This is a genomic window from Chelativorans multitrophicus (genome assembly GCF_011317445.1).
Classification (GTDB): Bacteria; Pseudomonadota; Alphaproteobacteria; order Rhizobiales; family Rhizobiaceae; genus Chelativorans; species Chelativorans multitrophicus.
Genome location: NZ_JAAAPL010000001.1, coordinates 1,932,880 through 1,945,701 on the forward strand (window position 1 = coordinate 1,932,880; position 12,822 = coordinate 1,945,701).

Genomic DNA, 12,822 nt, shown 5'->3' on the forward strand with positions numbered 1-12,822 from the left:
AGATGATCCGCGCGACATCCGTCACCGCAAAATTCGACAGAGCCTTCGACACGATCACGCTTGACGAGACGGCGCGTCACCGCCGCCGCATGATGATGCGCTCGGACAATGGAATCGAGTTCCTGCTTGATCTGCCGGAGGCAAGGCTGCTCAATCACGGCGACGGCCTCCTGCTGGAGGATGGCCGCGTGATCGAGGTACGCGCCCTGCCCGAACCTCTTTACGAAGTGCGCGGCCGTGATTCCCGCCATCTCCTTGCGCTGGCGTGGCAGATAGGCAACCGGCACCTCCCGGCGGAAATAGCCGAGGACCGTATCCTCATCCGGCGCGACCACGTAATTCGTGACATGCTGGAGGGACTGGGCGCGATGGTCACCGATATCACGGCTCCCTTCTCGCCCGAAGGCGGTGCCTATCAGGCCCATTCCCATGACGGCCACAGTCATCATCAGGGCCATACTCATGACCACCACGACTGAGCTTCAGTCGCTGCAAAGGCTGCTCACTTGGGCGTCGCCGGCCTTTCCGGTCGGCAGCTTCGCATACTCGGCGGGGCTTGAAACCGCCATTGCTGACCGCCGTGTGAAAGACGCGGCAACCGCGCGCGATTGGATCGAAGGAAATCTTCTCGCAGGTGCGGCCCGCAACGACGCCATTCTGATGGCAGAGGCCTGCCGTGCGTACCTTGACGAGCAGCGGCTGCAGCAGCTCACCGACCTCTGTCTGGCTCTGACGCCAGCCTTGGAACGCCATCAAGAACTCGCGGCGACCGGCGAGGCTTTCGTTCTGGCCGCTCGGGCATGGGCTGCGCAAACATGTGGCCGGCTGCCCTCCCCCTGCCCATATCCGGTGGCCTTCGGCGCGCTTGCCGGCGCGTGCGGCATCAGCCCCGAAGCGATGCTCCTCGCTTACCTCACCGCCTATGTGCAGGCACAGATTTCCGTTGCGATAAGGCTCGTGCCTGTTGGCCAGACGCAAGGGCTTACAATCCTCGCCGCGCTCGAACCGCTGGTCGCGGAAAAGGCGAAGGAGCTGTCCCGCGCCACGCTGGACGATTTGGGCTCAGTGGCCTATGCAGCCGATATTGCAGCCATGGCTCACGAAACCCTTAGCACGCGGATTTTCCGCTCCTGACGCGCAGCCTGGAGGCGCCTATGAAATCGTCGAATGGACCCTTGAGGATTGGCATCGGCGGCCCGGTCGGTTCCGGCAAGACGACGCTATGCGAAGTCCTGCTCAAATCCATGCGCGACCGCTATTCCATGGCCGTCGTCACAAACGACATTTACACCAAGGAGGACGCGCTGATCCTCGCTCGACTGCAGGCGATCTCCGAGGACCGCATTGTCGGCGTTGAGACCGGCGGCTGCCCGCACACCGCGATTCGAGAGGACGCCTCGCTCAACCTTGCAGCCATCGCCCATCTCAATCGCCGTTTCCCAGACCTCGACATCATCCTGATTGAAAGTGGCGGCGATAATCTGGCGGCCACCTTTTCGCCCGATCTTGCCGACCTGACGCTCTATGTGATCTCCGTCGCCCAGGGTGAGAAAATTCCGCGCAAGGGTGGGCCAGCGATCACCCGGTCGGATCTTCTCATCATCAACAAGACCGATCTCGCGCCCTATGTAGGCGCGAACCTCGACGTGATGAGGAGCGATACGGAGAAAGTGCGTGAGGGCCGGCCCTATGTCATGACCGATCTGTCCCGCCGTCAAGGTGCGGAAGAGGTCGTCGCGTTCATCGAAAAGATGGGTGGGCTTGCGCTTGCTGCTTGATCGTACCGGCGGCGAATTCCGCGCTGGACTGCCTTGGTCGCGCCATGCCTGCAAGCCCCTGATAGAGATCGAGATAGCGCTGCTCCATCCGCTGCGGTGAAAAGAGCTGCCAAGCCGCGTCCCGGCAGACCTGGGGATCGAGGGATGATGCAGCCATGATCGCCTCTGCCATCTCTGAAACATTCTTGACGAGAAAACCGGTGCGTCCATTCTCGACCACGCCTGGCAACGCGCCGTTCTCAAAGGCGATTACAGGCGTGCCGCAGGCGAGCGCTTCCATTGCCGTGAGCGAGCTTGTTTCCGCCACCAGGCTGGGCACAAGCGCGCATCGGGCAGACGCAAGGAGCCGTCGCTTTCGGTTGAAAACGAGTGGTCCAAGGAACCGCCGCCGCGAATCCAGAAAAGGCGCAAGCTCCTCTTTGAAATAGCGCTCATGCGCCTCGTAAGGAAACACCTGACCGCCTATCAGAAGAGCTGCATCGGCAAGCCGGCAGGCTTGGATTGCCATGTGGATTCCCTTTTCCGGGCAAATCCGGCTGAGGACGATTGCGTGATCGCGCTTGCGCTGTCGCGTGAGGAAAAGCTCAAGCGGAACCCCATTCGGGATCGGCGGCAGCAGCGGGGCGCCTACCGGCGCGGTGCGGTGCTGAATTTCCGAAACGCAGTGGAGAAAGAGATTGGCGCGGCTTTCGAAGATCCAGCCGGGATACCAGTCCAGCGGCAGGTGCAGCGTTGCCACTGTGAGCGCACTTTCCGGGAGGTAAGCGTGGAAATCGAGCCCATGTAGGTGCACCAGATCCACCCGCTCCCGCATCAGAACCTCGCCGATTAGCTGGCGCACCTCCCCCCAAACCCTGTGCCGAACGGAATCGTCGATCCTGCCTCCCTGCGCAGCCAGGGGCACCAGTTCCCCCGCCGTTTTTGATCCTTCGCAAGCGATCACGATGGAGCGATGACCGTTTCGCACCATCGCGCGATCGAGCGCGGAAAGCACCTGCTCAGCGCCGCCCACCGCGTCCGGCCCGATCGCCGCGAATGGATAGGCAACGCTGAGAATCGTCAGAGCCATCGGGGAAGATCGAGTTCCCTGCTTGCCTGTTCGACCAAATTCGGCCAGTCGGAGGGTCTCAGCCCCCAGTCACGTTGAGCGTAAAGCACTTCGTTCGGCAGCTCGCGAAAATCGGCGGGCGATGCGGGCCGAAACCGCTCCGTCTTCATCGAGAAAGGGCCGATGATCCGCTGCTGCGTGAGATGAGCGGCAAGCATTCGCCGCTTCATCTCGGCGGCCTCGTCATCGAGCGCTACCGCATATTCGACATCGCCCGCGGGGATGAACTCCTGAAAAACGCTCTGGCCCTGCTTCAGGCGATAGAGCGGAAATTCATAAATGACTGGCGGTGGCAGATTGCGCCGGGCGGTCAGGTGGCTCGCGGCCCGTACGGCAAAGGCCGTCGAGTCGTGATCGGGATGACCGCCCTCCAAGGCATGGGTAAAGACGGTCGCTATCCCCTGCTTCTCGAAAAGATCCGCCAGCCGGGAAGCGATTTCCGCAAGATGATAGGCCGAGGACTGGTCGGCAACGCCGATCAGATGGCAGGCCTCCGGACCTATGCCGGCAATCGCGACCGCAGCTTCGAGCTCCCGCCGCCGGGCGGCTGCATAGTCCTCCCGCCGCGAAAAGCCGTTCGCCTCGGCATCCTTCATATCGGCCGGCGCGCCATCGGTCACATGCACGATCTTGACACCCCTCATACGAGCAAGCTGGCCGCCGATCGCGATCGTCTCGTCATCCGGGTGGGCCACCACGACGGCCACATCATGGCAGTCGAGGGGGCTTCCCTCGGGGGAGCAGATCAATTCCAGCAGCGCTTCGGCTGGCGCGAACAGATCCTCCTCCCATTGCGCCGACATGCTCATGCGGCGCCTCGGATGCGGCTTCGCGCCTTCCCCGCATAGCGCTCGATCATTGTGGCGCAGAAATCGGCGAACTCCTGAGGCACCTGCGGAGCGCTGGTATGATGCGGCGCGATCCCGCGATGCTCGGGTGTGAAGCAGAAGGTCACCGTCACGTCGAAATCCGCAAGAGCCTCCATCTGCCGGTCGAACCAGTCGAGCGCGCCGGGGCGGAAACTATCGGCCCAGGAAAGGCCGGTGCGCAGATATTTGACTCCGAGCCGCCTCATCCAGCTCACCGCCTCGTCAAGCCTTGGATCTTCGAAATGGAACCACTGGCAGAGGCCGAATTCCGGTGTGCATTCGGCGAATTTTTCCAGTGCCGGCTTTGGCGTGCCATCCTCGCGGATAAGCCCCATGTAGAAATGTCGATAATAGGACGACCCTTCCGCCTCCCTATGGCGCGTGGTAGCGCCCCAGGCCTGCGGGAGATCGAACAGGCTGTACCATTGAATACGCGGTGAAAGCCCCTTGAGCAGCTCGAACGTGCGACCCAGGCCCCACGCCTGCACTTCTTCAGCGCCAAAGCTGGAGACGCCAACTTCACTCACCCAGACCGGCAGATCGGCAAGCGCCTGTATCTCGGCAAGCCTTTGGGGCCATTCCTGGATCTGCCACAAATTCCAGTCGAGCGGAAAGCCATGAACGGCGATGGCATCCAGATGATCAAGCACTCCCTTGCCCTGCAAGTTTTGGATAAAAAGCGGGTCTATGGGAGAGATGCCACCCAGAACCCGCACCACGTCGCGATTTGCGCTGCCGATGGCATCAGCCGCCAGAATTGCCATTTCCGCGAACCGCGACCAGTCGGGATCGATTTCGGGATCCCAATGAGACTTGTTGTTCGGCTCGTTCCAGATCATCGCGGCTTCGATCATCAGTCAAACCCCTCGTTCCACTTGCTTGAAGGACATCACGAGTTCGCGGCGATGCGCGAGAAGCTGGCGCCCGGCCGGAGCACCCGCGGTGACATGGGTGCCGGGCGCCCCCTGCTCAACAGCGGCCTGCCGCAACAGGTCGTTGGCGGCGCGGTAGCCTTCGAGCGTGCCTACATCCACATAGGCCTCGCCGGCGCGGATGCCTTGAGCTCTCCCGCCCTTCGCGAGATAGGCGTTGACCAGCGTGCCCATATATTCATCGGAGCGGCCACGCTCGATCCACAGGGCCAGGAGCTCGTGGAAAATGGCGCCCGGCATCTTGAACGCGCCCCAGATCCAGTTCGTCGATGCGTCCTGCCGTTTGACCTGGATTTCGCGGACATTTCCGTCCTCGTCGGTTTCCACCGCATCGAAGACCGAGGGATTGCCGACGGGAAAAAGCAGGAAGGAGAGCAGCCCGTCGGGAAGTGCCCGATAGCCGTCCGCAGGCATCCAGATCGTATCCGGCAGACCGACGAGCACATGTTCACCGGGAGCGACCAGTGGCGCAACGCGGAAGATGGCGTCGCAAAGCCCGCTCGCCTCCGGCTGCACCACATAAGCTATGGAAGCGTCTCCGTAGCTGCCGCCGTAGTATTCGAGGATATCGGATTTGCCCGGCGCGATGACGAAGCAGAGCTTGTCCGCGCCGCCCGCGATCATGCGTTCACAAAGATATTCGCTTACCGCGCAGGGGCGCTCCGACCCGCCAGTCAATCGGCTACCTACCGGCAGAAGTTCCTTGGAGAACGCGAGTGGCTGAATGCGGCTTCCACATCCTGCAGCCGGAATGATTCCCCACATGGGAATATCTCCTTGCCAGCTCTATGCCGCCTCACCGGCGGCGACTGATTTGAGGTCGTTGGCGATAGTTTCGAACTCAGCGGCGCGATGTTCCGAGGTATGGCAGGAAAGCACGCGCTCGCGCGCCGCCTGCGCGATCCGGCGCAGTTCCGCATCGCCTAGATCAAGCGCAGCGGTAACGTCTTCCGTGTCGACCGCCACGAGCACTTCGCGTCCGGGCTCGAAGAAAGTGTCAAGCCCCTCCCACGAGTCTGAGATGATGGGCACGCCGCATGAGGCCGCCTCAAACAGTCGTCCCGAGGGGCACCAGCCCATCTTGGCCATGGCCCGGCGCGTGACGTTCAGCGTCAGGCGCGAGGAGGAGTAGAAGGCGGGATGTTCCTCTGGCGGCAGGTGCCGTACGAAATAGAGGTTTTCCACCCAAGGGAAGTTCTCCGGGTATTGGGCGCCGGCGATCACGAAGCGGAGATTGGGTCGCTGTCGCGCCGGCTCGAGCATGAAGGCCTCGACGCCCGCCTGCCTGTCCTCCGCATAAGTGCCGATATAGGAAAGATCGGCTGAATACCGCGCCGCTGGCATGGTCGGCCGGTGCACACAAGGATCCACATGGCCATAGAGCGGTGCCACCATGCGCGCGCCGAGGCGTGCCTTCAAGGCATCCAGAGCCTCGCCGCCCGTATAGCTCAGCACGAGATCGAAATCGCTCAACCCGCGCGGCCCAATATAGGAGGTGGCCTCTCCACGCTCCAAAGCCGACAGCGTCACCGGCGTATCGAGATCGTAGAAGAGGTGGAGCGGCCGTGGCGAAGAAAGCACCAGATCGGAGGCGGCAATTCCGTCAGGGCAGTAGGAGGAGACCAGCGCCACATCCGCATCGGCAAGGTGCCTGCGAGCCGCAGGCAACGCCTCATCCCAGTCGCTGTAAAGGACCAGTTCGCCGTCCTCGATGTCGTATAGATCGCGCGCGCCGGCATAATATGGCAGGTCGCGCTCAAAGAAGATCACCGTCCACCCGCGCCGCGCCAGAGCCCTTACGAGGCCCCGCCATAGCGTGGCATGGCCGTTGCCCCAGGACGAGCTGATGCTGAGGCCGAAAATGACGAGCTTCATACGAGCGCCCCCAGCCTGGACCGCGCGGGCTTTGAATTGCACGAGACAAGCCTTGGCCCATGCTTGTCGAACGAAACGGTGGTGATCGAAGCTGGCGCGATCTCGAAATCGTGTACGTTCTGAAAGGAAGCTCCAAACGTGCGGCAGAGCGCGGCCTTGATGACATCGCTGTGACTGACAAGCGCGAAGGCATGGCCGGGAAAATCGTTCCGCAGGCGATCGATGAAGCCGGTGATGCGCGCGCCCACGGCTTCCATGGTATCACCGGCCGGCGTTGCGGCCGCGCCGCGTTCCTCGTTCCAGCGCCGCCATTCCGGGTCGGCGGCAAGCTCCTCGAAGCTCCGGCCGGACCAGTTCCCGAAATCGATCTCGTCAAGCTCCGCGGCAACCTCGCTCTCCACACCTGTCTGGCGGCTGATGATTTCCGCCGTCTGCTGCGCCCGCAGCCGCGGGCTGGTGTAGATCGCATCGAGCTTCTGGCCTACGAAGTGCTTGCCAAGGGCCAATGCCTGTTGACGGCCGGCGGGCAGCAACGGCGCAGCGGGAAGACGCCCTGTCAGCACCGCGCCGACATGACCGTGAGAGGCATGGCGCAGAAGATGGAACACTGTCCTCACTGCTTGAACCCAGTCGCTATTTGGTCGCCGCCAATGAACTGCAGCGTGCGGAGCCTGGCTTCGGCATCGGTGAACTGCTCTGGCGGTGACTTCATGAAATAGCTGGAGGGGCCCACCAGAGCGCCTGCTTCCCCGCGGTCCATAGCCAGCTTGGCGCATCGCACGGCATCGATGACCACCCCGGCGCTGTTGGGCGAATCCCAGACCTCAAGCTTCAGCTCGCAATTAATGGGCACGCCTCCGAAGGTGGTGCCCTCCATCCGGATATAGGCCCACTTCCTGTCGCTGAGCCACGGCACGTGGTCACTGGGTCCGACATGGATGTTCTCCGGCTCCATCGGAACGCCTAGCTGGCTCGTGACCGCCTGGGTCTTGGAGATCTTTTTCGATTCCAGCCGCTCGCGCTCGAGCATGTTCTGGAAATCGGTATTGCCGCCGAAATTGAGCTGATAGGTTCGGTCGAGCCTGATCCCGCGCTCGCGGAACAGGTTGGTGAGCACCCGATGCACGATGGTGGCCCCGACCTGGCTCTTGATGTCGTCCCCGATGATGGGCAGCCCCCGATCCTCGAACTTCTTCCGCCACTCCGGCCGCGATGCAATGAAAACCGGCATGCAGTTCACGAATGCACAGCCGGCCTTCAATGCCTCCTCGGCATAAAAGCGCGCGGCTAGTTCCGAACCCACGGGAAGATAGGAGACGAGCACCTCCGTCTTGCTCTCCGTCAACACCTCGGCGACATCCGCTTCCGGCTCATCCGATTCCTGAAGCTCGTCGCGCAGATATTTACCGATGCCGTCGAGCGTCCGCCCGCGCGAGACGGTGACGCCCGTGGGCCCAACATCGGTAAAGCGGATCGTGTTGTTGGGATGCGCAAAAATCGCATCGGAAACGTCCTTGCCCACTTTCGAGGCATTCACGTCGAAAGCGGAGCTGACGATGATGTCATCAATGTAATAGCCGCCGATTTCGGGATTCATGATGCCGGGAATGGGATTGTTGGAGCGCATGCCCCGGTAATAGGTAAGCCCCTGCACGAAGGAGGATGCGCAGTTGCCGACGCCGACAATACCCACGCGCACTTGAGCACCATGCATAGTCTCGTCTCCGTGTTTTCGGGAAGGAAGCGATCGATAACCTAATGCTGGCCCAGTCGCGGATCGTGCTCCCTCCGGCCGAAGGGAAACAGAAACAGGACGATTTTGTTCCAGAGTAGGATTACTTGCCCGGCTAAGAATGCCGGTCGCGGAAGGCCCGGCAGGACTTATGTCCTTGGTCATCAGGCGGCGCCCCTCATCGCCCTTCCCGGCCTCCCGCCAGCCCAGGCGCTCATAGAAAGGCATGAGATGCACGTCCGTCTCGAGTTCGGCGCGTCTTCGGCCGCGGCTCCATGCTTCCCGTTCGGCGGCTCGGATGATGCGAGAGCCGATACCTGTGCCCTGCAAGGGGTGGAAAGTGCGTATCGCCCAGAAATAGCCGGCATCCTCATCGCGAGTGAAATCAATCCAGACCTGCGCGATCGGGAAACCGGAGGCGACCGCAAGCAGCATGAGAGCCTCCCCACGTTCCTGGGCCTCGAAAGTCTGCTGGATGATGTGCCGGTGCGGCGCGAACAGCCCCATCCATTCGAGGGACGGCAGGTCGGAGGCCCTACACGGGCGGATAGCAGCTTTGATGGTGGCCTCTATGGTGTTCGCCTCGTTCCGGAGCATCAGGCCTGTTCCGGCACTTTCAAGCCAACGCGGCGATAAAGCTCACGCCGGTGCCGTTCCCAGTTTTCCGCGATCCATTCGCTCGCTGGCCGGTCATAGTAGTCCCATGGCAAATGCCGCGCATTGAGGCCGACGAAATGCGCTCCATGCCGGCCCAGATGCGGCCGATGCGGCCAGAAGGGGGAGCAGATCGAAACGTCGTCCGTTGAGATTACATGCGCTGGCCGATCGAGGTCGAAAGCGGCTGCCTGCAGGCCCTGCTCGTCGAGTTCCGAGCGCAGCTTCACCGGGTGCTCCCGCAGCACCCGCCCCAGCGCGCCCGCAAGATCGTGATGCGGCGGCAATCCCCTGATCCCCGTATTGCGCGGCACAGGCCGCGTGAATTCGGAAAATGCGCCGAGCGCCAGCTTCGCATCCGCGGCGATGAGGCAGCGCGGGTCCTCTTCCTCCAGCCAGGCGAAGAGAGCCGGCGGAACGCTCCAGAGGATGCAGTCATTGTCGAGAGAAAGTTCATAGATCTCCGGAAAAACCCGGAGAGGCGCGAGCTTCCAGGCCACGCCTTCCGCCATATCATCGTCGAGAAAGCCGGAAAGCACTTCCGGCGGCGGGCCGGCGGGCATCCATTCTACCTGCTGCGGCGCCTCGCCAGTCCGGCTTTTCGCCTCCTCGACAGCGAGGGAATTGACGACCACGGCCATACGGACTTCTTCGCCGAAAGCGAGACGCGCGCCCCAGAGAGAAAGCCGCAACGCCTCGAAACCGCGCGGCGAGACAGCGCCAACCGTCCAACGAATGCCGAGCTTTTCCGTCATGCCGCCCTCCTCATTGATGGAGCGAGGCTGCGGGAATAAGTGGGCCGGTTCTCGGCGCCCCAGCGATATTTGTAATCTTCTTGCCCACGCAGAAAGTCGAAAGACTTTGATTCCTCGCGCTCCGCCTCGCCGATGGCATGGCCGACGAGCACGGTACCAAGCCCGAGCTTTGCATGCTCCGGGTCGAAGCCACCGATATAATAAAACGCCCTGGATTTCGCTTGCAGCACGCAGAGCGCGGCTACGACCTGCCCGCCCATGCGCATCGCGTAGAGCCGCAGCAGACCGGCTTTATCCAAGGATATCGCCGCCTCCTCGAGCCAGGAGAGGACGCGCGGATCAGCAAACACGCCTGGTTCCTGCCGGTTTTGCCAGCGGCGCGTATGCAGATCGGCAAGGCTCCTCATATGCTCGGGTCCGACCCGTTCCGGCCTGCGCACGCCTTCGCGTGCTGCGCGCCGCGCATAGTAGCGAAGGTTCTGGCGCATATTGGGACTGAGCTGGGGTGGCAATGAAAGCACGGCGCAGCTTTCCGAAAGTCCCTGCCTGTCCTCCCAGCCTTCCGGCGCAGGCAAGCGCCGAAGCGGAGAGGTTTCGGGCAACTGGAAAAGATCAAGTGGTTCTTCGATCCTGGCGACTGCGGACGCAATCGCCTGCCGCTCCAAGGACGGGTCGAACAGCCCACCAAGCCAATCGGAGGTTCCGGCGCCCCAGAGGATCAGCCGCCCGTCAAGACGCATCATGGGAAGGAGGCCGACAAGTTCGCCGTCCCTGCGCAGTGTCAAGACGAGGCTTTCGCCCCTGTCGAAGTGCCGGCGCCAGGGCAGCAGCCACGCGGGACTTTGAAACGGCGTCGCGTCCGGATCGCGCCACCACAACTGCCACCATTCGTCGGTCAGGGACCAGGCTTCGGTCAAGATCTCTGTCTGCATATCGGAACTGCCGTTGGTTGCCGGAACCCCGCCCGGCTCACCGCCCAACCGATACGAAAGCGGATTGTTCTGGAGATCAGCCGAAATCAGCCGACCGGCGGCGGGTCGACCGCAAAGCCCCGCTCGCCCCTGCGGCACAGATAGACCTCGCGCTCCGGATGCTCGACGATTTCGAAGCCGCTGTTGCGCAGAAGCGCCTCCACCGCCGCCCGGTTCGGAAAGAACCAGTTGGTCGGGTCGCCCGTATAGCGGTGCTCCACAAAATGAAGCTTTGGGAAATCCGGCCGGTCGAACACGTCCCACTCCGAAAAGGGATAATCCTCCTCCAGCTCCGGGACGTCTTCGGAGCCCCTTTGCAGGCACTGGAAGAGCATCTGGTCCTTTGCGACATGCTCGTAGATGAGATCGAGCGCGAGCAGCGGATGCCGCAGGTGGTAAAGAACGCCCATGAAGATGACGAGGTCGAACTTCTCTTTCAAACGGCCGAGCTCATAGACGGACATCTGGCGGAACTCGACATCCGCGCCGAGCTGCTCCGCGGCGAATTCCGCCTGACGGAGGTAATGGGGATCGCTGTCGATGCCCAAAACGCGGCCGGCATTTCGCCGCTTCATTTCGATTGCATAGAACCCTGCATTGCAGCCGATGTCCAACACCGACCGGCCTTGCAGATCATCAGGTATGATGTGCGCGAAGTTGCGCCATTTGATGTTGGGATAGTCTCCGAGGAAATGGTCCGGCGCGGTTTCGATACCGCCGATCGTCATATTCTGGAACCAGGGACCGAGTTCTGCAATGCGGCGCGCAATATCATCTTGAAATGCTGTGTTCATCGTGTGCTGATTTCCTCAACCTGGGCAGACTGTCCCCTCGTCCGCAGGAAGCTAAGTCTTTGCTGCTCTGGCGGAAACTTTCGAGAGTATGGATTGTTCCGCCGCCACAGGGCCTGGCTGCCAATGGCCCAACCAGTCTCCCAAGGACGATTGCAGCTTCAGGCCATAAGTTTAAAAAGGAAGACACACCGCGGGCGCCTGAAACCCGCCCATCAGCCGAATAGAGGATATGATGACGACAAAGCCCCCTCCCTATCGCGCCGAACATGTTGGGTCCCTCCTGCGCCCGGTGGCTGTGAAGGAAGCGCGCCGGAAGTTTTACGAGGCCAACTCCATTTCGGCGGAAGAGCTCAAAAATGTGGAAGACGCCGCCGTCACGGACATCGTGAAGATGCAGCAGAATTTCGGTTTCCAGGCAGTGACGGATGGAGAGTTGCGACGCACCTTCTGGCACTACGACTTCATAGGCGCGCTCGACGGCTTCGCGATGGTGGAGCGCGAAGAAAATCAAGGCCTGCAATTCCATGGGGCCAATCTTCGCCCGATCTTCCCGACCATCACCGGCCGGGTTGATTTTCCCGACGACCACCCGATGCTCGATCATTTCAAATATCTTGCCTCGGTGACCAAGGTCACTCCGAAGATATCCATCCCCGGTCCGAGCTGCTGCCACTTCCGAGTGGCGAAAGCAGATATTCAGCCGCGGGAATACCGGGACCTGGAAGTGCTCTTCGCCGATCTGACCCGCACCTACGCCAAGGCGGTACAGAAATTCTATGAGGCGGGCTGCCGTTACCTGCAGATGGACGACATCTATTTCGCCTATCTCTGCGATCCGAAGATCCGCGAGGAGAAGAGAACGGAAGGTCTCGATCCCGACTGGCTGATCGATCGATATGCGCAGATGATGCACGACGCGATCAAGGATCGGCCGGCAGACATGCTGATCGGCATGCATATGTGCCGGGGCAACTTCCAATCCACTTGGGTGGCCGAAGACGCCTATGACCCTGCGGCTGACGCAATCTTCAACAAGACCGGCGTCGATATCTATTTCATGGAATACGATACCGCGCGCGCCGGCGGGTTGGAGCCCTTGCGTCTTCTGCCCAAGGGCAAGAAGCGCGTGCTGCCGGGCTTCATCAGCACGAAGGTGCCGGATCTGGAACCTCTGGACGATCTGAAGCGCAAATTCGACGCGGCAAGCAAATATGCCGATCTGGATCAGCTTGGCATTGCGCCGCAGTGCGGCTTCGCCTCAACCGAGGAAGGCAACAAGATCACCGAGGATGACCAGAAGCGCAAACTTGAGCTGGTAATCAAGACTGCCGAGGCGATCTGGGGAGAAGTTTAA

14 protein-coding genes and 1 pseudogene are annotated in these 12,822 nt (G+C 61.6%); 4 read left to right on the forward strand and 11 right to left on the reverse strand.

Going from position 1 to position 12,822, the window contains the following annotated elements:
* Positions 1-2 precede the first annotated feature (2 nt).
* From GNP00_RS09135 to ureG, 3 genes are read left to right on the forward strand one after another with little or no spacing between them, the layout of a single operon-like run.
* Positions 3-479: an urease accessory protein UreE gene (locus GNP00_RS09135; protein ID WP_011582003.1), complete on the forward strand. Its 477-nt coding sequence runs from the start codon at positions 3-5 to the stop codon at positions 477-479.
* The gene (locus GNP00_RS09140; RefSeq protein WP_246263710.1) at positions 430-1,134 is read left to right on the forward strand and encodes an urease accessory protein UreF; all 705 of its coding nucleotides are present in this window, start codon (positions 430-432) and stop codon (positions 1,132-1,134) included. Before GNP00_RS09135 ends, GNP00_RS09140 begins: the two co-directional genes overlap by 50 nt.
* Positions 1,135-1,154: 20 nt before the next feature.
* Positions 1,155-1,778 (forward strand): urease accessory protein UreG, encoded by a 624-nt coding sequence (gene ureG, locus GNP00_RS09145; RefSeq protein WP_011582005.1) that lies wholly within the window; start codon positions 1,155-1,157, stop codon positions 1,776-1,778.
* Here the strand turns inward: ureG and GNP00_RS09150 are convergent.
* From GNP00_RS09150 to GNP00_RS09195, 11 genes and pseudogenes are all read right to left on the reverse strand, one after another.
* Positions 1,741-2,847 (reverse strand): glycosyltransferase family 4 protein, encoded by a 1,107-nt coding sequence (locus tag GNP00_RS09150; protein WP_011582006.1) that lies wholly within the window; start codon positions 2,845-2,847, stop codon positions 1,741-1,743. The genes ureG and GNP00_RS09150 overlap by 38 nt on opposite strands.
* Entirely contained in the window at positions 2,838-3,695 is an 858-nt protein-coding gene (locus GNP00_RS09155) for a PIG-L deacetylase family protein (RefSeq protein ID WP_011582007.1), read from the reverse strand. The genes GNP00_RS09150 and GNP00_RS09155 overlap by 10 nt, the downstream gene beginning before the upstream one ends.
* A complete protein-coding gene (locus GNP00_RS09160) occupies positions 3,692-4,609 on the reverse strand; it encodes a glycoside hydrolase 5 family protein (RefSeq protein WP_011582008.1) in 918 nt (305 codons plus the stop codon). Before GNP00_RS09160 ends, GNP00_RS09155 begins: the two co-directional genes overlap by 4 nt.
* A gap of 3 nt (positions 4,610-4,612) precedes the next feature.
* Positions 4,613-5,452, reverse strand: a complete 840-nt coding sequence (locus GNP00_RS09165; RefSeq protein WP_011582009.1) for a nucleotidyltransferase family protein — start codon at positions 5,450-5,452, stop codon at positions 4,613-4,615.
* Positions 5,453-5,473: 21 nt separating this feature from the next.
* On the reverse strand, positions 5,474-6,562 hold the full coding sequence (locus GNP00_RS09170) for a CgeB family protein (RefSeq protein WP_011582010.1): 1,089 nt from the start codon (positions 6,560-6,562) through the stop codon (positions 5,474-5,476).
* Entirely contained in the window at positions 6,559-7,170 is a 612-nt protein-coding gene (locus tag GNP00_RS09175; protein ID WP_049764795.1) for a histidine phosphatase family protein, read from the reverse strand. Before GNP00_RS09175 ends, GNP00_RS09170 begins: the two co-directional genes overlap by 4 nt.
* Positions 7,171-7,175: 5 nt before the next feature.
* On the reverse strand, positions 7,176-8,276 hold the full coding sequence (locus GNP00_RS23340; RefSeq protein WP_041545538.1) for an inositol-3-phosphate synthase: 1,101 nt from the start codon (positions 8,274-8,276) through the stop codon (positions 7,176-7,178).
* A gap of 216 nt (positions 8,277-8,492) precedes the next feature.
* Positions 8,493-8,891 (reverse strand): annotated as a pseudogene (locus GNP00_RS23575) (GNAT family N-acetyltransferase); the annotation flags it as partial.
* Positions 8,891-9,703, reverse strand: coding sequence for a hypothetical protein (locus GNP00_RS09185; protein WP_011582013.1), 813 nt, complete (start codon positions 9,701-9,703; stop codon positions 8,891-8,893). The gene GNP00_RS09185 and the pseudogene GNP00_RS23575, both read right to left, overlap by 1 nt.
* On the reverse strand, positions 9,700-10,635 hold the full coding sequence (locus GNP00_RS09190; RefSeq protein WP_011582014.1) for a GNAT family N-acetyltransferase: 936 nt from the start codon (positions 10,633-10,635) through the stop codon (positions 9,700-9,702). Before GNP00_RS09190 ends, GNP00_RS09185 begins: the two co-directional genes overlap by 4 nt.
* 86 nt (positions 10,636-10,721) lie before the next feature.
* A complete protein-coding gene (locus tag GNP00_RS09195; protein WP_011582015.1) occupies positions 10,722-11,468 on the reverse strand; it encodes a TIGR04290 family methyltransferase in 747 nt (248 codons plus the stop codon).
* Positions 11,469-11,700: 232 nt separating this feature from the next.
* Here GNP00_RS09195 and GNP00_RS09200 point away from each other — a divergent pair, with 232 nt between their 5' ends.
* Positions 11,701-12,822, forward strand: coding sequence for a 5-methyltetrahydropteroyltriglutamate--homocysteine S-methyltransferase (locus GNP00_RS09200; RefSeq protein ID WP_011582016.1), 1,122 nt, complete (start codon positions 11,701-11,703; stop codon positions 12,820-12,822).

Excerpts from the sequence above, each read along its gene's own strand:
- GNP00_RS09200 (WP_011582016.1), top strand. The coding sequence starts at position 11,701 with ATGACGACAAAGCCCCCTCCCTATCGCGCCGAACATGTTGGGTCCCTC.
- GNP00_RS09195 (WP_011582015.1), bottom strand. The coding sequence starts at position 11,468 with ATGAACACAGCATTTCAAGATGATATTGCGCGCCGCATTGCAGAACTC.
- GNP00_RS09185 (WP_011582013.1), bottom strand. The coding sequence starts at position 9,703 with ATGACGGAAAAGCTCGGCATTCGTTGGACGGTTGGCGCTGTCTCGCCG.
- GNP00_RS09165 (WP_011582009.1), bottom strand. The coding sequence starts at position 5,452 with ATGTGGGGAATCATTCCGGCTGCAGGATGTGGAAGCCGCATTCAGCCA.
- GNP00_RS09155 (WP_011582007.1), bottom strand. The coding sequence starts at position 3,695 with ATGAGCATGTCGGCGCAATGGGAGGAGGATCTGTTCGCGCCAGCCGAA.
- GNP00_RS23340 (WP_041545538.1), bottom strand. The coding sequence starts at position 8,276 with ATGCATGGTGCTCAAGTGCGCGTGGGTATTGTCGGCGTCGGCAACTGC.
- GNP00_RS09150 (WP_011582006.1), bottom strand. The coding sequence starts at position 2,847 with ATGGCTCTGACGATTCTCAGCGTTGCCTATCCATTCGCGGCGATCGGG.
- GNP00_RS09140 (WP_246263710.1), top strand. The coding sequence starts at position 430 with ATGACGGCCACAGTCATCATCAGGGCCATACTCATGACCACCACGACT.
- GNP00_RS09135 (WP_011582003.1), top strand. The coding sequence starts at position 3 with ATGATCCGCGCGACATCCGTCACCGCAAAATTCGACAGAGCCTTCGAC.
- GNP00_RS09160 (WP_011582008.1), bottom strand. The coding sequence starts at position 4,609 with ATGATCGAAGCCGCGATGATCTGGAACGAGCCGAACAACAAGTCTCAT.
- GNP00_RS09170 (WP_011582010.1), bottom strand. The coding sequence starts at position 6,562 with ATGAAGCTCGTCATTTTCGGCCTCAGCATCAGCTCGTCCTGGGGCAAC.
- ureG (WP_011582005.1), top strand. The coding sequence starts at position 1,155 with ATGAAATCGTCGAATGGACCCTTGAGGATTGGCATCGGCGGCCCGGTC.
- GNP00_RS09190 (WP_011582014.1), bottom strand. The coding sequence starts at position 10,635 with ATGCAGACAGAGATCTTGACCGAAGCCTGGTCCCTGACCGACGAATGG.